General features: G+C 70.9%; 14 protein-coding genes and 3 pseudogenes. 11 read left to right on the top strand and 6 right to left on the bottom strand.

Annotated features, from left to right (window positions below):
• Position 1 precedes the first annotated feature (1 nt).
• The 4 genes from O7543_RS06360 to O7543_RS06345 are packed head-to-tail and all read left to right on the top strand — an operon-like array spanning position 2 to position 4,312.
• Positions 2-1,021 carry a glycosyltransferase family 2 protein gene (locus O7543_RS06360; protein ID WP_281554700.1) on the top strand — a complete coding sequence of 340 codons (1,020 nt, stop codon included), beginning with the start codon at positions 2-4 and terminating at the stop codon, positions 1,019-1,021.
• Positions 1,018-2,202 (top strand): endonuclease/exonuclease/phosphatase family protein, encoded by a 1,185-nt coding sequence (locus O7543_RS06355; RefSeq protein WP_281554701.1) that lies wholly within the window; start codon positions 1,018-1,020, stop codon positions 2,200-2,202. The genes O7543_RS06360 and O7543_RS06355 overlap by 4 nt, the downstream gene beginning before the upstream one ends.
• Before the next feature lie 23 nt (positions 2,203-2,225).
• Positions 2,226-3,272, top strand: a complete 1,047-nt coding sequence (locus O7543_RS06350; protein WP_281554702.1) for a glycosyltransferase family 2 protein — start codon at positions 2,226-2,228, stop codon at positions 3,270-3,272.
• Entirely contained in the window at positions 3,269-4,312 is a 1,044-nt protein-coding gene (locus O7543_RS06345) for a lysylphosphatidylglycerol synthase domain-containing protein (protein ID WP_281554703.1), read from the top strand. Before O7543_RS06350 ends, O7543_RS06345 begins: the two co-directional genes overlap by 4 nt.
• Here the strand turns inward: O7543_RS06345 and O7543_RS30155 are convergent.
• The 3 genes and pseudogenes from O7543_RS30155 to O7543_RS06335 form a co-directional block, all read right to left on the bottom strand.
• A pseudogene (locus O7543_RS30155) lies at positions 4,287-5,003 on the bottom strand (tetratricopeptide repeat protein); the annotation flags it as partial. The gene O7543_RS06345 and the pseudogene O7543_RS30155 sit on opposite strands and share 26 nt — an antisense overlap.
• A 519-nt stretch (positions 5,004-5,522) precedes the next feature.
• Positions 5,523-7,346: pseudogene (locus tag O7543_RS30150) on the bottom strand (BTAD domain-containing putative transcriptional regulator); the annotation flags it as partial.
• Positions 7,347-7,635: 289 nt separating this feature from the next.
• Positions 7,636-8,592 (bottom strand): sporulation protein, encoded by a 957-nt coding sequence (locus tag O7543_RS06335; protein ID WP_281554705.1) that lies wholly within the window; start codon positions 8,590-8,592, stop codon positions 7,636-7,638.
• 188 nt (positions 8,593-8,780) lie between these two features.
• On the opposite strand from O7543_RS06335, the gene O7543_RS06330 reads away from it, so the two are divergent.
• Positions 8,781-9,824, top strand: a complete 1,044-nt coding sequence (locus tag O7543_RS06330; protein ID WP_281554706.1) for a cation transporter — start codon at positions 8,781-8,783, stop codon at positions 9,822-9,824.
• A gap of 63 nt (positions 9,825-9,887) precedes the next feature.
• Here O7543_RS06330 and O7543_RS06325 read toward each other — a convergent pair.
• Together O7543_RS06325 and O7543_RS06320 are read right to left on the bottom strand one after the other, a co-directional pair.
• Positions 9,888-10,319: pseudogene (locus O7543_RS06325) on the bottom strand (ATP-binding protein); the annotation flags it as partial.
• The gene (locus tag O7543_RS06320; protein WP_281554707.1) at positions 10,306-11,178 is read right to left on the bottom strand and encodes an MEDS domain-containing protein; all 873 of its coding nucleotides are present in this window, start codon (positions 11,176-11,178) and stop codon (positions 10,306-10,308) included. The pseudogene O7543_RS06325 and the gene O7543_RS06320, both read right to left, overlap by 14 nt.
• 166 nt (positions 11,179-11,344) lie before the next feature.
• Here O7543_RS06320 and O7543_RS06315 point away from each other — a divergent pair, with 166 nt between their 5' ends.
• On the top strand, positions 11,345-12,328 hold the full coding sequence (locus O7543_RS06315) for a serine hydrolase (RefSeq protein WP_281554708.1): 984 nt from the start codon (positions 11,345-11,347) through the stop codon (positions 12,326-12,328).
• Between the two features lie 31 nt (positions 12,329-12,359).
• On the opposite strand, the gene O7543_RS06310 is transcribed toward O7543_RS06315, so the two are convergent.
• Positions 12,360-12,719 carry a hypothetical protein gene (locus O7543_RS06310; protein ID WP_281554709.1) on the bottom strand — a complete coding sequence of 120 codons (360 nt, stop codon included), beginning with the start codon at positions 12,717-12,719 and terminating at the stop codon, positions 12,360-12,362.
• 344 nt (positions 12,720-13,063) lie between these two features.
• On the opposite strand from O7543_RS06310, the gene sthA reads away from it, so the two are divergent.
• From sthA to O7543_RS06285, 5 genes are all read left to right on the top strand, one after another.
• Positions 13,064-14,467 carry a Si-specific NAD(P)(+) transhydrogenase gene (gene sthA, locus O7543_RS06305; RefSeq protein ID WP_281554710.1) on the top strand — a complete coding sequence of 468 codons (1,404 nt, stop codon included), beginning with the start codon at positions 13,064-13,066 and terminating at the stop codon, positions 14,465-14,467.
• A 211-nt stretch (positions 14,468-14,678) separates the two neighbouring features.
• Positions 14,679-14,930, top strand: a complete 252-nt coding sequence (locus tag O7543_RS06300; protein ID WP_281554711.1) for a hypothetical protein — start codon at positions 14,679-14,681, stop codon at positions 14,928-14,930.
• A complete protein-coding gene (locus tag O7543_RS06295; RefSeq protein WP_278168906.1) occupies positions 14,927-15,241 on the top strand; it encodes a type II toxin-antitoxin system PemK/MazF family toxin in 315 nt (104 codons plus the stop codon). Before O7543_RS06300 ends, O7543_RS06295 begins: the two co-directional genes overlap by 4 nt.
• 83 nt (positions 15,242-15,324) lie before the next feature.
• Positions 15,325-15,927 (top strand): sulfite oxidase-like oxidoreductase, encoded by a 603-nt coding sequence (locus O7543_RS06290; protein WP_281554712.1) that lies wholly within the window; start codon positions 15,325-15,327, stop codon positions 15,925-15,927.
• Positions 15,897-16,649: a ferredoxin reductase gene (locus O7543_RS06285; protein WP_281554713.1), complete on the top strand. Its 753-nt coding sequence runs from the start codon at positions 15,897-15,899 to the stop codon at positions 16,647-16,649. Before O7543_RS06290 ends, O7543_RS06285 begins: the two co-directional genes overlap by 31 nt.
• Positions 16,650-16,674 lie beyond the last annotated feature (25 nt).

Here is a 16,674-nt window from a genome sequence, read left to right as displayed (position 1 = left end):
CATGTCGACTCCACTGGTCTCGGTGATCGTGCCGAGTTACAACTACGCCGACTCGCTGGCGGTGTGCCTGCAGGCGATCGCCGACCAGAGCTACCCGGCGATCGAGGTGCTGGTTGTCGACGACCGCAGCACCGACGATTCGGTGGCGGTCGCCGAGGCGCAGGGCGTACGGGTGATCGCGTTGGCCGACAACGGCGGCTGCGGCCGGGCCCGCAACATCGGCGTCGCCAGCACCAGCGGCGAGATCCTGTTCTTCGTCGACGCCGACGTGGCGATGGCCCCCGACGCGGTTGCCGAGGCGGTCGCCATTCTGCAGGCTGAGCCGGAGGTCGGCGCGGTCTGCGGCATCGAGGACCCGGAGCCGCTGCTGCACGACACCGCTGTCGCCCGCTACCGAGGGCTGCAGTACCACCACTGGTCGGCCAGCGGCGAGGGCAACGTCACCTTCCTGTTCCCGGCGATGTGCGCCATCCGACGCCGCGTCTACCAGGAGGTGGGGCCGTTCAACCCGGCGCTGAAGCAGACCGAGGAGGTCGACTACGGTTACCGGCTGTCCCGCCGTCACCAGCTCCGGTTGACCTCCCGGGTCCGCGGCCGGCACGATCACGACCACCAGCTGGTGCCGTTGCTGCGCAAGCTCTTTCACCGGGCCCGGCTGCGAATCCCGCTGTACGCCCGGGCCCGCCGGTTCGCCACCGGATTCGAGACGGCGTCGCGAGCCTGGGGCAGCCTGGCGGCGGCCGCCGCAGTGCCGGCGGTGGCGCTGCCGGCGCTGCTCGGTCCGCTGTGGTCGGTGGTGCCCCTCGGGTTGTTCATCGCTTCGGTCGCCGCCGACCGGCCGATGTACGCTCTGGCGCACCGGCTGCGCGGAGTCCCGTTCCTGATCTTCTTCGTCGCAGTGCACTTTGTGGTCAATGTGACTATCACGGCGGGAGTGGCGGTCGGTACGCTGCAGTGGCTGGTGTCCCGGCCGTTCCGACAGCTCTACGACAGCACCTTCCCCGCGGAGGCCACCGTATGACCGCTCAGGCCGCTGCCGCCGGTGACGTCGCACCGGCCGAGGCCGGCCCGGTCGACATGACGCCGGGCACCGGCGACGGTCCGGCCGAGGCGACGCCCACCGGCGGCGGCTCAGCAGGGCTGGGACCGTGGGGACGGTGGTGGCGCCGCTGGCTCGGCCGGGTGTTCCTGACCGGCTCGGCGGCCTGGCTGGCGTACGTGCTGGCCCACCGGCTGCTCAGCGGGCGCGTCTGGTGGTGGGTACTCGCCGAGCTGATGCCGCCGGTGATGTTCGTCGCCGTACCGCTGCTGTTCGTCGCGGCGGCGGCCGGCTGTCGGCGGACCCGGCGCCCGGCGGCGCTGATGTGCGCCGTGTCGCTGCTGGCCGGCGCCGGACTGGCCGGAATCAACCTGCCCGGTCCGCTGCGGTCGACGCCGCAGGTGCCGCCGGACGCGTTACGGGTGCTCTCCTGGAACACCGGGTACTGGCACACCACCGACCGGGCCGACGACTTCTACCGAATGTTGCGCGACCAGCGGGCCGACGTATACCTGCTGCAGGAGTACATCGCCGAGGTCGACGGCGTGATCGTGCCGGTCGACGACCTCGACCGGCTGCGCCGGGAGATGCCGGGCTTCCAGGTGGCGGTCATCGGTGAGCTCGTCACCCTGTCCCGGTACCCGATCGTCGCCCAGACGCCGCTGGAGGCCGACGGACTTCCCCCGGCCCCGGATGCTTTCACCGACTTCTGGCGCTACCAGGTGCTCCGCACCGACGTGCGGGTCGGTGACCGGGTGCTGTCCACCTACAACGCGCACCTGCCGGTGCCGTTGTGGGCCGGCGGCCCCAGCCTGTTCAGCGAGGAGTTCCACCGGACGGTCCGGGAACAGCACCAGCGTCGGATACCGCAGTTCCGGGCGCTGGCCGCGGACGTGGCGGGCAACGACAACCCGGTGGTGCTGGCCGGGGACCTGAACACCAGCCCCGCTATGGGTGACCTGCGCCGCCTGCCGACCGGCTTGCGCGACGCCGAGTCGGCCAGCCGGTCCGTCTACCTCGCGTCGTGGCCCACCGAACAGGTGTCGTCCTGGAGACTGGACTGGGCGCTGGTCTCCGCCGGAGTCACCGTGCACCGGTACGAGTTCGGCGACGCCCGGGGCATGTCCGACCACCGGCCGCAGACGCTGTGGGTGTCATGGTGACCGGGTACCCGACAGTGTCGGTGGTGATCCCGACATACAACAAGGCAAAGACCCTGGCCGACTGTGTCCGCGCCGTGTACCGCCAGACCTGCCAGCCGGTCGAGGTGATCGTGGTCGACGACGCCAGCACCGACGGATCCCGGGAGATCGCCGCCGGGCTGCCCTGCCGGTTGATCTGCCTGCCCACCAACCAGGGGGTGTCCGCCGCACGCAACGCCGGTGCGGCGGCGGCCGTCGGTGAAGTGCTGTTCTTCGTCGACTCCGACATCGCGCTTGCGCCGGACGCGGTCGGCAACGCCCTGAGGGTGCTCCGGGAGCATCCCGGGTGCGCGGTCGTGCAGGGCATCTACGACGCGGAGCCGCTGGCCGCCGACGGCCCGGTGGAGATCTACAAGACCCTGTTCGAACACTACTGGCGGCGGCAGCGTGACGGCGTCGCGGATGCCACGTTGTTCGCGTTGACCGCGATTCGGCGGCAGGCGTTCGACGACGTGGGCGGCTTCGACGAGCGGCTGCGGGACGCGGAGGACATCGAGTTCGGCACCCGACTGCCCGCCCGGTACGAGATCCGGATGAGCGCCGACGTGGTGGGCCGGCACGATGACGTCGACCGGCTGCTGCCGTTCCTGGCCGAACACGTCCGCCGAGCGGTCGGCTACGGGGCGTTGCTGGTCGGCGTGCTCGCTGCTGACGACCGACATCGGGTGCACCGCGCCGGTGGGCACCGGCCCGACACCACGCGTCCCGCTTCAGGCGTCGACGTCGCTGCAGTGACCGCGATGCTGTGCTGCGCGGCGACGGCCGTGACCCTGCCGCTGGCCGTCGTCGCCGGCTGGCTGTTGGCGGTGCCGGCGGCCACCTTCACCGTCTTCGTCCTGGTGGACGGGGCTCTGTTCCGCTTCGTCCGGCGCCGGAAGGGAAACCGGTTCCTGGTGTTCTTCGTCGCGATGCACTTCCTGATGCACACCACCCAACTGGCGGGGATGACCGTCGGATTCGCCGCCGGGCTGGTGCGCTCGACCCGTCGCCGACCGGCCCGGTCGGCGACGGCACCGGAGACGGGCCGGTGACCGCCCGTGTCGACGAGGCCGGCGCTACGGTGCCGGGCCGTCCGCAGAGCGCCGTGACGTCGTCCGGCCGGTGGGGTCGTTGGTTGCGGGTGTTGAACCGGGTGCTCGTCGTCGTGTTCATCGCCCTGCTGGTGGTCGGACTGGTCACTGTGCTGCGGACCCAGGACTGGGCACCGGTTCGTGAGCTGGCCGGGTCCCTCGACCCGGTCGCCGTCTACCTCACCGTCGGCGGTGCCTTCGCGGTCAACTGCGTCGGACTGGTCTTCGGGGTGCTGTCCTGGCGGGCGCTCTTCGTCGACCTGGGCGCCCGGGTCGACACCTGGACCGCGGCCCGGATCTTCTTCGTCGGCTTCCTCGTCAAGTTCGTGCCCGGGCGCTTCGTCGCGTTGCCGGTGCTGGTCCGGATGGGCAAGGCGGTCGACGTCGGTCCGGTCCGCCTGGCCTCGGTGTTCGTACTCAGCTGGAGCATCGTCGCGCTCACCGGGCTCACCGTGGGAATTGCCGCCGGCCCCTCCGTCGCCGGCGGCGGGATGTGGTGGATAGCCGCCGCCGCGCTGCCGGTTGCCGTCCTGCTGATCCGGCCCGACCTGCTCGATCGCGGTATCCGGCTGGCCGCCCGGGTGCTGCGCCGGCCCGAGCCGCAGGTCCGGGCCTCAGCCGGTGGGGTGCGTCGGTCCATCCTGGCGCAGTCGCTGTCGTGGATCATCTCTGGCCATCACCTGTGGCTGCTGGCGGTCGTCGCCGGGGCACCGGCCGGCCGGTCGTACCTGATCTGCGTCGCGGGGTTCGCGCTGGCCACCGTCACCGGATTGCTGGTGATGGTGGCGCCGGACGGCATCGGCGTGCGCGAAGCGGTGCTCGCGTTGGCCCTCGCGTCGGTGATGCCGTTGCCGCTGGCCGGAACCGTGGTATTGGCCAGTCGGTTGGTCTGCGTGCTCAGCGACGTCGCGGTCGGAGCCGGCGGGCTGCTGCTCGCCCAGTACCTGCACCGGCGACGGAGGGCGGGCGCCGTGCTCAGCGACCCGGTGCCGGTGCGCTGAACGCGACCTGGGCGCCTGAGGCGCTACCGGGCTCGGCGTCGGCCCGCTCACGGTCCGCGGCGCTCAGCCGGGCCCGAATCTGCTCGGCCTCGGGAGCGCCGATCGCGCTGAAGTGGGCCAGCGCGTGGCACCAGTGGTCCCATACCTCGTCGGGGGTGGTGCGACCGTGGTCGGCGTCGGCCAACCGCTGCCCGGCACGGGCCAGTCCGGCGTGCGCCCGGGCCTGCTGCGCCCGGTCGCCGATCTGCGCGGAGAGCGACAGCGCCTGCTGGTAGTGGTCGCGGGCCGCGGTGGCGTGGCCGACCTCCATCAGCGCGTTCGCGAGTCCGACCAGCGCGGACGCCGCACCCATCGGCTGACTGGTGTCCCGGTAGATCTCCAGGGCCTGCCCGTGGTGGTCGGCGGCGGCCCGGAAGCTGCCCAGTCGGGCGTGCAGCTGGCCCAGCGAGTCCAGCGCGAACGCCATCCCCACCCGGTGCCCGATCCGTCGGCACAGGGCGATCGCGTCGGACAGGTGCTCGGCCGCCTCGGCGTAACGGCCCTGTAAAACGGCGATCCAGCCGAGGTTGCCCAGCGCCATCGCCTCACCGTGCGCCTCACCAGCTCCCCGGAGCAGGCCGAGCGCCTCCCTCAGATGGGCGGTGGCCTGGTCGTACTGGCCCTGCTGGCCATGGAAGACGCCGAGGTTACCCAGCGCGCGGGCCTTCCCCGCGCGTTCGCCGGTCTGCCGGTAGAGCACCAGCGCCCGCTGCAGGTGGTCGGCGACCAACTGCCGGTGCCCCTGCATCCCGTACAACACGGCGATGTTCGTCATCATGTGCGCCTGCGAGTCCCGGTCACCGATGATCTCGGCCGCGAGCAGACCGTGGTGGTGCACGGTGACCGCTTCCGGGTAGTGGCCGGCGCCCTCCAGGTAGCGGAAGATGGTGAGCACGAGCCGCCGGGCATGTTCCGGCCAGCCGTTCCCGGCGGTGTGCACGACGGCGCCGACCAGGTTGGCCCGTTCCTGCTCCAGCCAGGCCCGGGCCGCAGCGGCGTCGAGCAGCGGCCGCGCGGCGACGCTCGGGCCGGTCACCGCCGGCCGCCGGTGGCGCTCGGCGGGGAAGAGCAGGTCCATGGCAGCTGCGGCGGTGTGCAGGTAGTGGTCGAACAGGATGGTCATCGCCCGGTGCCGGTCGACCGGTGAATCCTGCTGGCCGGCGAGGTCCACGGCGTACGCCCGGAGCAGGTCGTGCATCCCGTAGCGGTGGCCGGGCCCACGTTCGATCAGGTGGGCGCGGGCGAGCAGCTCGAGCAACCGCCGGGCGTCGGGCACCGAGGTGGCGGTGATCGCAGCGGCGGCGTGCGGCTCCAGAGCAGGCCCGGGATGTAGCCCCAGCAGCCGGAACGCGCGGGCGGCGTCGGCCGGCAGGTGCAGGTAGGACCAGGAGAACACCGCGCGTACGCCGGTGCGTCGGTCGCCACCGGCATCGAGCAGATCGAGGCGCCGGTGCTGATCGGCGAGTTCACGGACCAGCTCGACCAGAGGCGCGGTGGGGCGGGTGGCCGCCAGTTCCGCGGCCACCCGCAGGGCCAGCGGGAGACGGGCACAGTGCGCGGCGAGGACCGCGGCGGCGGTGTGTTCCACGGTGGCCCGGGCACCGATCAGTCGGTGGATGAGCGCCACCGCCTCGGCCAGCGGCAGCGGATCGAGGCCGACCCGGCGGGCACCGTGCCGGGCGACCAGCCCGGCGAGCGAGTCCCGGCTGGTGACCAGGACGAGACAGGACGGCGAGCCGGGCAGCAGCGGCCGGACCTGCTCTGCCGACGCCGCGTTGTCGAGCACCACCAGCATCCGCCGTCCGTCGGCCAGGCTGCGGTAGCAGGCTGCCCGTTCGTCGAGGTCCAGCGGCAGGTCCGGACCAGCGACGCCGAGGGCCCGCAGGAAGCCGGCGAGCGCCTGGTTCGGGGAGACGGGCTGCTCGGCGTCGTAGCCCTGCAGATCGACGTAGAGCTGGCCGTCGGGGAACCGGTGCCGGATCCGGTGCGCCCAGCGGACGGCGAGTGCGGTCTTGCCGACGCCAGCGGTTCCGGACACCGCGACGACGGTCACCCCTGACGACCGGTCCGCGTCGTCGTCGGTCCACCCCCGGGCGGCGTCGAGCAACTGGTCGAGCTCGGCCAGCTCGGTGACCCGGCCGGTGAAGTCCGGGATGTCGGCCGGCAGCTGTGCCGGTGCCGGTTGGGGCGTTGCGCGGCCGGGTTCGCCGCCCGAGCGTCGGGCATCTGGGGCCGCGGTCACTTCCTCGTCGTGCAGCAGCGCGGTGTGTGCGGCGGTCAGCTCCGGCCCGGGATCGACGCCGAGCTCGTCGGTCAGGTGCCGGCGCACCCGGTGGTACGCGTGGAACGCCCGGGCACGGTGACCTGCGGCGTGGTACCCCCGGATCAGTCGGGCCTGTGCCGCCTCGTCCAGCGGCTGTGCGGCGGCGGCCTCCTCCAGAGCGGTCACCGCCTCGGCGGCCCGCCCTGCGGCGATCATGATGTCTCCGTACCGTGCCAGGGCGGTGTGCCGCTCCTCGAGCAACGCGACGACCCGGGGATGCTCGGCCAGCGCCGGGATGTCGGCCATCGGCGGGCCGAGCCACAGCCCGAGGGCCTGTTCGAGTTCGTCTGCCGCACGACTCAGCTCGCCGTTGCGCTGCAGACCGGCCGCAGCGGCGAGCCGGTGGCGGAAGACCTCCGCGTCGATCTCCGAAGCGGGTAGCCGCAGCGCGTAGCCGTCACCGACCTGGGGGAGCACCGTGCTCGGAGCGCGGGGCGGCCGGTGGGGCTCGAGTCGTCGCCGGAGGTGTTTGATGTGGGTCTGGATCACGTTCCGGGCGGTCGGTGGCGGCTGCCGCTCGGCCCACACCGCAGCCGAGATCTCTGCCGCTCGCACTGGTTGTCCGGCCGCGATCGCGAGCAGTCCCAGGATGGCCCGTTGAGCCGTTGGTCCGAGATCCAGTTGTTCACCGTCGCGCCAGGCGCAGACCTGACCGAGGACCCGGATACGCAAAGTCGTCACCCTCGCCGGTCGTACCGAATGCCGCCGCTCGGAACGGGGTGGCCGTGTACGTCGGTCGGCTGACCACAACCTACGTCTGTGTCGCTCAGCATTGCAACGCCAGCTGTCGAAAGACCCAGTCGAATTGCCGAACCACCGGTGATCAGATGTCTGCAGTGGATAATCAGGGGGTGCCGGCCGGTTCTCTCTCCATCGTGTGCCGGGCACCGCGGTGACCTGGTGGCATCGCCAGGTCGCCGGGAGTTGGCGCGCCGGTCGGGCGCCAACCCCCGGCGGATGGTCACTCCTCTTCGAACTCCTCACCCGAGTCGTCGTCCCCGCCGAACGAGTCGAGGACCTCGCCGGCGATCATCCCGCCAGCGAAGCCGAGCGCGGCGCCGCCGACCGCGCCGGCGACGACCCCACCCATTCCCGACCCACCGTGATGCCCAACGGGCGCGCCGTACCCGCCAATCAGCGACTGGCGCTGGGAGAGTGCCTGGCGTACCCAGGTGTCGACCTGGGCGGTCCAGTCCACCTGGTCGGCGTCTGCGTGACTGACCCGGTAGCGGCCGTACGAGTCGTGTCCCGGGCGGAAAAGACCGCCGCGCTTGTCGAACTCCAGTACGACGTCGACGCCGTACTCGCTGGCCACGAAGGTCAGCTCGACCTCGTTGATGCCGCCGGCGTACTGGGGTGCGGCGTAGTATTCGATCTCCTGGTAGAACGGCAGGGTCTGGGGCACGCCGTGCAGCCGGCCGTACTCCAGGTCGGCGCCCTTGAAGGCGAAGCCGAGCCGGGCGAACGCCTCCAGGATCCGCTCCTGCAACGGCAGCGGGTAGATGTGCACCGCGTCGAGGTCGCCCCGGTCGATCGCCCCCGGGATGGCGACCTCGGTCCGCAGACCCATGGTCATGCCGTGCAGGCGCTGCCCGTAGAGATCGGTCACCGGGGTCTCCCACGGCACCGGGAACTGGAAGGGCAACGACAACTGCTGGCCTTCGCGCAGGTGGATGCCGCCGGACACGGGGAACCGGTGGAACTCAGCCAGGGCGTTGTGGTCCTCGCCGCCGGCCTCCACCTCCACCCGGGTGACCAAGCTGACGGTGATCTGGTCCAGCTGTACGTCGTGGCTGCCGCCAGTGATGTTCACCTGCCCGGTGAGGGCCAGGCCTGGCCGGGCGTTGGGGTTCTGCAGCACCGTGTCGACGCTGGGAGCGCCGATTCCCAGAGCACCCAGCATCTTCTTGAATACCACGTACGTTCCTCTCGTTCTTGATTGACAGACCCTTGTCCTGCCGGCGTCGGCACATCGGACATCCAGTGTGGAAGTTGTGGGTAGTGTTCAGTTTATCCTGATCGATGGTGACCGGTTGTCGTGGGCGGTCGTCACGTGGTCCGGTGATATTGCATGTGACGGCCGGACAATATGAAAAAATACGTCTTATGCCGAATTTCGTGGCGACGGCGGACTGGCCTGTCACCTGGTCGATAGCCGCGTTCGCGATCGCCGGGGTGGTGACGGTGGTCGGTGGGATCCGGCTCGTCGCCGTGGGTGACGCGCTCGCCGACCGGACCGGCTGGGGAGAGGCGGTCTTCGGCGCGGTCTTCTTCGGACTGGCGACCTCGCTGTCCGGGATCGTGATGACCGCGGTGACGGCGGTCAGCGATGCTCCGCAACTGGCCTACAGCAACGCCGTCGGCGGTATCGCTGCGCAGACCACCGCAGTCGCGGTGGCCGACCTGTTCTACCGGCGAGTCAACCTCGAACACGCTGCCGCTTCGCTGTCCAACCTGCTCTTCGGCTGCCTGCTGCTGGCGCTGCTGGCCCTGGCGCTGCTGGCTACCTACACCCCGGACGGCGCGGTGGTGGGGGTCCACCCGGTTTCGGTGATCATGGTCGGCTGCTACCTCGGCGGCGTCATGATCGTCCACTCCACCGACGTTACGCCCTACTGGCAAGCCGTCGACACCAACGAGACCCGCCAGGATCTGCCGCAGAGCCACGGACTCCTCGACGACCGTCCGCTGCGCCGGCTGTGGGTGCGGTTCGCTCTCGTCGGGCTGGTCGTCGCCGCCAGCGGCTGGCTGACCGCCCTCGCCGCCGAGAGCCTGGTGCAGGCGACCGGGCTACGGGCCGGATTCGTCGGCGGGGTGCTCATGGGCCTGGTCAACGCGTTGCCGGAGACGATCACCGCGATCGCCGCGGTACGGCGCGGCGCGGTGACCCTCGCGGTCGCCGCCATCCTCGGTGGCAACTGCCTCGACGCGCTGAACCTGGTGATCGCTGACATTTTTTACCGCACCGGGTCGATCTACCATGCGGCCGGTCCCGACGAACTATTCCTCACCTCTGCCGCGCTACTGATGACCACCGTGCTGCTCGGTGGGCTGCTGGCCCGGCAGGTCCGCGGCTGGGGCCGGCTGGGCTTCGAGGGCACCCTGCTGTTCGGCGGCTACCTCGCCGTGGTCGCGGTCCTGGCCTTCTGATGCCAGCACCAGTATCACCGGACCGTCGCCCACCGAGCCGGCCGGCCGGGCCAGGCTGATCACCGCGGTGACCACCGCCCCCGACCCAGGTTCGGCACGGTCGATGATCAACTCGGTGCACAGTTGCCGGCAGATCCAGATACCCCGACCACCGGTCCGCGCCTGGTCCGGTGGAACAGTCCCCACCTGCGGGTCGCGCATCCCCGGCCCGTTGTCGCTGACCTGGCAGTACAGGACATCGTCGCGGCGCCACAACCGGAGCCGGCCGCTGCCGCCGCCGTGGCGTATCGCATTGGTGGCGAGCTCCCCGGCGACGATGAGCAGATGCTCGGTCTGCTCGGACGAGATGTCCAGCCCGGGAGCGTGTGCGCTGAGCGTGGCCCGCAGGCCGTACAGACCGTCCCGGTCAAACGGCTGGTTGACGGCGCCGGCCGGGGACGCAGTATCCGGCGGCCGTCCCCCGATGCCGAGCGAGGTCGGATCAGGGCTGCTCATGGCGCCTCTGTACCCGGAGTTGAGCGACGTCATCCGCCCCGACCAGGGACAGCACGGTACCGACCAGCCGTCGGCAGGACACCGTCATCCGGCGCGACCTCGGCAACGCCCGTGCGGCAGCCAGGATGATCCCGGCGCTGGCGCCGTCGATGTAGTCCAGCCCGGTCAAGTTGACGTGCAGGTGGCGGTCGATCCGTACCGACTCGGCCAGCGTCAGCTCGAGCACATCCTTGTGCCGGTAGTCCAGCTCACCGGCGATGCGCAGGCCGGTCGGGCTGTACTGCCGGCAGATCTGCAGCAGCGGATGCTCCAGGTAGACCTGAGCCGCGACGGTCCTGGGATGGGCCCGGGCGGCGAAAGCCAGCGTGACAGCGTCGAAGCGCTCCCGGTCGTACTGACAGATCAGACAGAGCTGGCTGTGTGCGAACAGGTCGGCGACCAGCGTCTCGAACTCGACCAGTTGATCGGCTGCGGCGGCCGGGCGGGTCGCCCAGCACATGTCGGCGGTCACCCGCAGGCCGGCGTAGCCCTCGTCGCTGGCCTGCCGCGCCTCCCGCGCGAGCGTCCGCACCATCGCCCCGGCGTCGGCCGGTGCCCCGCCGAGCAGTGACTCGGCGGCCGAGGCGATGCGCAGCTGGCCCCGGCGCAGGGCCGAGCCAGGCCGTACCGCGCGGTCGTGCAGCTCACCGGTGAGCTCGTCCGGGCTCACCGAGTCGGTCCAGCAGACCACCTTCTGCCCGGCCCGCAGCCCGTCACGCACGAAGGCCGCCACCAGGTCCAGTCGCTCCTCCCGGTCGGAGAAGGTGAGACAGGCATGGTCGCCGACGCCGAGCGTGCCAACCGCAGCCGTGTCCGCCATCGTCGATCCGCCTTGTCGATCATCGGGAGGATGCCCGCCACCTTATGCGTTACACCCGGTCGCACCCGGACACGCCCCCCGTTGAGCCGTCGATTTGAACGTCCGCCGTGCGCTGCCCGTACCACCGGTGGCAGAACAGACGGCCCCGGATCTGGTGGGAGCGCACGTGATCATCGGAACAGGCCCGGTCAGTGGTCGCGTCGTAGATCGGGCCGGTCGACGCGCCCACTACCGTGGCGGCACACCCCGTCGGTCGCTGCTCGGTCTCGGCCTGCTCGCCGCCGGCGGCCTCGGCTACGGGTGGCGGGCTGCCGCCGATTCGCCGGTGGCCGGCGGTCGGGTGGCTGCGGGCGGGCCGGGTATGGTGGCGGCCGTGCCGACCTCTGCGGTGCCGACCCCGGACGTCGTGGCGGACCAGCGCCGCCGGGCTGCGCTGGCGGCCCGACAGGTACGTGGGTACGCCGCCGGGCTGCCGGGCCAGTTCAGCTTCGCGGTCGTCGAGCGCGGCACCGGAGCCGGGTTCCGTACCGGCGACGAGCTCCAGTTCCAGACAGCGAGTATCGTCAAGGTGGAGATTCTCACTGCCCTGCTACTGGACCGGGACGGGACCCCGTTGACCGCCGTGCAACGCGACCGGGTCGAGGCCATGATCACAGCTAGTGACAACGCGGCGGCCAGTGAACTCTTCGCCGCCATCGGTGGCGTCCCCGGACTGAACCGGGTCAACACCGCGCTCGGCCTGACCCAGACCCGACCGAGGTCGGCCTGGGGAACGACCGTCACCACCTCGGCCGACCAGGTCCGGCTGCTCCGTGCGCTGGTCGACGAGGAGAGCCTGCTGCGACCGGCGGACCGGGGCCTGGTGCTGGACCTGATGGGTCGGGTGGTCGTCGGCCAGCGGTGGGGGGTACCGGCCGGTGCCGGCACGGCCGGCTCCCGAACCTGGGTGAAGAACGGCTGGGACACCGTCGGTGATCATGACGGACGCTGGCTGGTCAACAGCATCGGGCGGATCGTCGAGGACGACCACGACTGGCTCGTGGCGGTGCTGTCCGACCACCACGGCTCCTTGGACGCTGGCATCGCGGCGGTGGAACAGGCGGTGCGCATCGCCTTCGACACGTGGCGCCGTCCGGCGCCGTCCGGCTGAGCCCTCGGCCGGACGGCACCGTACCGGCCGGTCAGGCCGGGCCGAAAGCCCGGTCGCAGGCCTCGCGCAGGTCGACCTGCGCGGCCGAGATCGTCAGGTTGCCCTCGATCGGCTCCTGATCTGCGGCGGCCCGGGCGGCATCCACCAGGTCTTTTCCGCGAGCGGCCAGCGTGGCATCGGTCGACGCCTGCGCCTGCCGGCCGATCTCCCGATTCACGTCGTGGGCAAGCTCGGCCGCGCTGATCTCACGCAGGTCCTGGCATGCCTGCCAGCCTTCGGTGTCGGCCGGTGGGGTCTGCGATGTGCTTTCGCCGACTGTCGGCGTCGGCGTCGCCTGCGACTGCTCACCCCTGGTCAGCGCGCCGATCCCGATGACAAGGACGGCCAGCACGACCGGTGCGGTGATCCACAGCCAGACCGGCCGGCGGCGGGGGCGGCGGGAGGGGGAGAATCCAGAGTGGTCAGCTGGGGTTCGGTACGGGTGGCTCACGGTGATGCCTCTCAGATCCGTCTGTGGCGAGGGGCCCGTCTGGGGCGAGGGAAGCAGCGGCCTACGGCATAGCGGACATTGATGCCCGTGCCATCATATATTCATATATGTCGCGTTCGCATGGCGCACATCGTCCCATGGTAGGCCTTTCGCTGCGGAAGGCAACCCGTCTATCTTCCCAGTTCGTCCGGATGGCCGGGGGTGGCCGTAAGCAGCTGGAAACCCGAGCCTGTCAGACTGGGCCGGTGTATGACGTCGACGTGCTAGTGATCGGATCCGGCCCCAGTGGACAGAAGGCGGCGATCGCCGCGGCGAAGCTCGACCGGAGCGTCATGGTCGTCGAGCGCGCGCACATGCTCGGCGGTGTATGCATCAACACCGGCACCATCCCGTCCAAGACCCTGCGCGAGGCCGTCCTCTACCTGACCGGCCTCAACCAGCGCGAGGTCTACGGTCAGAGCTACCGGGTCAAGGATCACATCACGGTCAGTGACCTGGCTGCCCGGACCCAGCACGTGATCGGGCGCGAGATCGACGTGACCCGCAGCCAGTTGACCCGCAACCGGGTACGGATCATGACCGGCACGGCGCGGTTCGACGACGCGCACACGGTAGTGGTGACCGATGCCACCGGCCACGGCAACAAGGTCACCGCAGAGAAGATCGTGATCGCGGCCGGCACCCGCCCGGCCCGCCCGGCCAGCGTCGACTTCGACGAGCGGACCATCATCGACTCCGACGGCATCATCAACCTCGAACAGGTGCCGCAGTCGATGCTGGTGATCGGAGCCGGGGTGATCGGCATCGAGTACGCCTCGATGTTCGCCGCGCTCGGCACCGAGGTCACCGTGGTGGAGCGGCGGGACCGGATGCTCGAGTTCTGCGACCTGGAGATCGTCGAAGCGCTCAAGTATCACCTGCGCGACCTTGCGGTCACCTTCCGCTTCGGTGAGGAGGTGGCGTCGGTGCAGCGCCACCAGCGCGGCGCGGTCGCGGTGCTGGAGAGCGGCAAGCGGATCGCCGCCGACACCGTGATGTACTCCGCCGGGCGCCAGGGCGTAGCCGGTGACCTCGACCTGGATCGGGCCAGCCTGACCGCCGACGCCCGGGGCCGGATCCAGGTCAACGAGAACTTCCAGACCGCGGCCGGGCACATCTACGCGGTGGGGGACATCATCGGCTTTCCCGCCCTGGCCTCCACCTCGATGGAGCAGGGCCGGCTCGCTGCCCACCACGCCTGCGGTGAGCCAGCCCGTGGCATGCCGCAGCTACAGCCGATCGGGATCTACACCATCCCGGAAATCAGCTTCATCGGCAGCACCGAGGACCAGCTCACCGATAACCGGGTGCCCTTCGAGGTGGGCGTCGCCCGCTACCGGGAGCTCGCCCGCGGGCAGATCGTCGGCGACTCGTACGGGATGCTGAAGCTGCTGGTTGCCCCGGACAGCCGGCAACTGCTCGGCGTGCACATCTTCGGCACCGGGGCCACCGAGCTGGTGCACATCGGGCAGGCGGTGATGGGCTGCAACGGCACCGTCGACTACTTCGTCGACGCCGTGTTCAACTACCCGACCCTCGCCGAGGCGTACAAGGTCGCCGCGCTGGATGCGATGAACAAGATGCGGCATCTCGCCCAGCTGCACGACTGACAGTCGGCCGTCCGTCCGACGGACCACAGGGTCAGCCGGGCCCGCCGGTGCCGCCCGTGTTTCCTGGGCCACAGGAAGCGCTTGTCGATGCAGCTCGGGAGCCAGTTGCATGCGCCAATGGCTGGCTTGAACGTCACGATTGCGCGACATGCCGGCCGCCCCGGGCCGGGCCGGGGCGGCACACCGGCCGACCGGGTCGTACCATCGCGGCATGGCAGAGATGGTCACCCTGCGGCTGAGCCCGCAGACCCTGGCCAGGGCGCGGGCCGCTGCCGAACGGGACGGGATGACACTCTCCGACTGGATCGACCGTGCCGCCCGCCGGGAAGCCCGCCGCGACGCCGCCCGGGCACACGAGGAGTGGCTGGCCGCCAACCCGGAGGTCCGCGACGAACTGGACGACTTCGACGAACTCGCCGACACGCTGGAGTCCGGCTGGTCCGACCTGTCTGACGCGGCGTGAACCGCGGCGAGATCTGGACCGTCGGCGAGCGCTCCGACCTGCGCTACCGGGTGGTGGTGCTGTCCGGCGACACGCACAACGAGCGACCCAGGGCAGCCCCGTACTGCGCGCCGATCGTCCGCCAGCGCGGTGCCACCAGCCTGCCGCCGTTCGTGGTGCCGCTGGCCGAGACCGACCCGCTGTCCGGCGTCGTCGTGGTCAACCGGATGCGCCGCATCTCCGGCAGATCCGGGGCGGAGCGGGTCGGCATGGTCACCGGCGCCAGCATGGCCCGCCTGGAAGAGGCGATGCGGGACCTGTTCGACCTCTGAGGGGGTCGTGGCCCGGCACCTCGGACGGGTGCAATCCCCACCGACGGTGGCGGGAGCGTCCGACCAGATGGTACGACGGTCCGATGGGTATCGTGTCGCCCGGCTTCCAGGGCCGTCCACGTTCTCCCGGCGCTGTCACCCTGCCGCCGGGTCAGTATCTGACCGATGACTTTCCGGTGCTGTCCGCCGGCCCGACCCCGCGTATCGACGTCGCCGGCTGGCAGTTCGTGATCACCACCGAGGACGGCACCGAGCAGCGGTGGACCTGGCCGGAACTGCTCGACCTGCCCAGTGAGGACGTCACCGTCGACCTGCACTGTGTGACCAAGTGGTCCAAGCTCGGCACCCGCTGGCGCGGGGTCTCCCTCGACACCCTGCTGGCCGACATCGACACCAGCGCCGACTACGCCCTTGCCCACTCGTACGGCGGTTACACCACCAACCTTCCGCTGGCCGACCTGCTCGACGGGCAGGCATGGATCGCCTACCGCTACGACGACGCCGACCTGAGCCCGGAGCACGGTGGCCCGGCCCGGCTGCTGGTGCCACACCTGTATCTGTGGAAGTCGGCCAAATGGGTGCACGGCATCCGGCTGCTGACCGACGACGAACCGGGCTTCTGGGAGACCGCCGGCTACCACGAGTACGGTGACCCGTGGCGCGAGCAGCGGTACCAGGGCGACTGAGCTGGCGGGTGGCCCACCTCGCCGCCATCCGCGACGAGACACCGACCGCCCGTACCCTGCTGCTCGACGTGCCGGACTGGCCCGGGCACCTGCCCGGCCAGCACGTTGACGTGCGGCTCACCGCCGCCGACGGATACCAGGCCCAGCGCAGCTACTCGGTCGCCAACGCGGCCGACGGCGACCGGATCGAGTTGACCGTGCAGCGGGTGCCCGACGGTGAGGTCTCCGGCTACCTGGCCGGCCCGTACGCCGTCGGTGACCCGGTGGAGATTCGCGGACCGGTCGGCGGCTGGTTCGTGTGGCGACCGGACACGACCGATCCGGTGCTGCTGATCGCCGGTGGCTCCGGCATCGTGCCGCTGATGGCGATGATCCGCGCCCGGCGTGCCGCCGGCAGCCGGGTACCGTTCCGGCTCATCTACTCGGTGCGGGCACCGGCCGACGTCTACTACGCCGACGAGTTGCGCCGCCGCGCCCGCGACGACGCCGGTCTCGACGTCAGCTACGTCTACACCCGCCAGGCACCCGAGGGCGGGCCTGGCCAGGTCGGCCGGATCGGAGTCTCCCGGATCAACACCGACGGCTGGCCGGCGATGCTCGAACCGGCCTGCTACGTCTGCGGGCCGACCGGCTTCGTGGAGACGGTCGCCGACATCCTGATCGCACTCGGGCATGACCCCCGCCGCGTCCGCACTGAACGATTCGGACCTACCGGAGGTTGACATGACCGACCAGCCCGTGCCATCG

The organism is Solwaraspora sp. WMMA2080, assembly GCF_027497395.1.
GTDB lineage: Bacteria > Actinomycetota > Actinomycetes > Mycobacteriales > Micromonosporaceae > Micromonospora_E.
This window is presented reverse-complemented; position numbering and strand designations above follow the sequence as displayed.

What these genes read in the sequence shown, in the direction of transcription:
- O7543_RS06360 (WP_281554700.1), top strand. Translation starts at nt 2, where the DNA reads ATGTCGACTCCACTGGTCTCGGTGATCGTGCCGAGTTACAACTACGCC.
- O7543_RS06355 (WP_281554701.1), top strand. Translation starts at nt 1,018, where the DNA reads ATGACCGCTCAGGCCGCTGCCGCCGGTGACGTCGCACCGGCCGAGGCC.
- O7543_RS06330 (WP_281554706.1), top strand. Translation starts at nt 8,781, where the DNA reads ATGCCGAATTTCGTGGCGACGGCGGACTGGCCTGTCACCTGGTCGATA.
- O7543_RS06320 (WP_281554707.1), bottom strand. Translation starts at nt 11,178, where the DNA reads ATGGCGGACACGGCTGCGGTTGGCACGCTCGGCGTCGGCGACCATGCC.
- O7543_RS06300 (WP_281554711.1), top strand. Translation starts at nt 14,679, where the DNA reads ATGGCAGAGATGGTCACCCTGCGGCTGAGCCCGCAGACCCTGGCCAGG.
- O7543_RS06290 (WP_281554712.1), top strand. Translation starts at nt 15,325, where the DNA reads ATGGGTATCGTGTCGCCCGGCTTCCAGGGCCGTCCACGTTCTCCCGGC.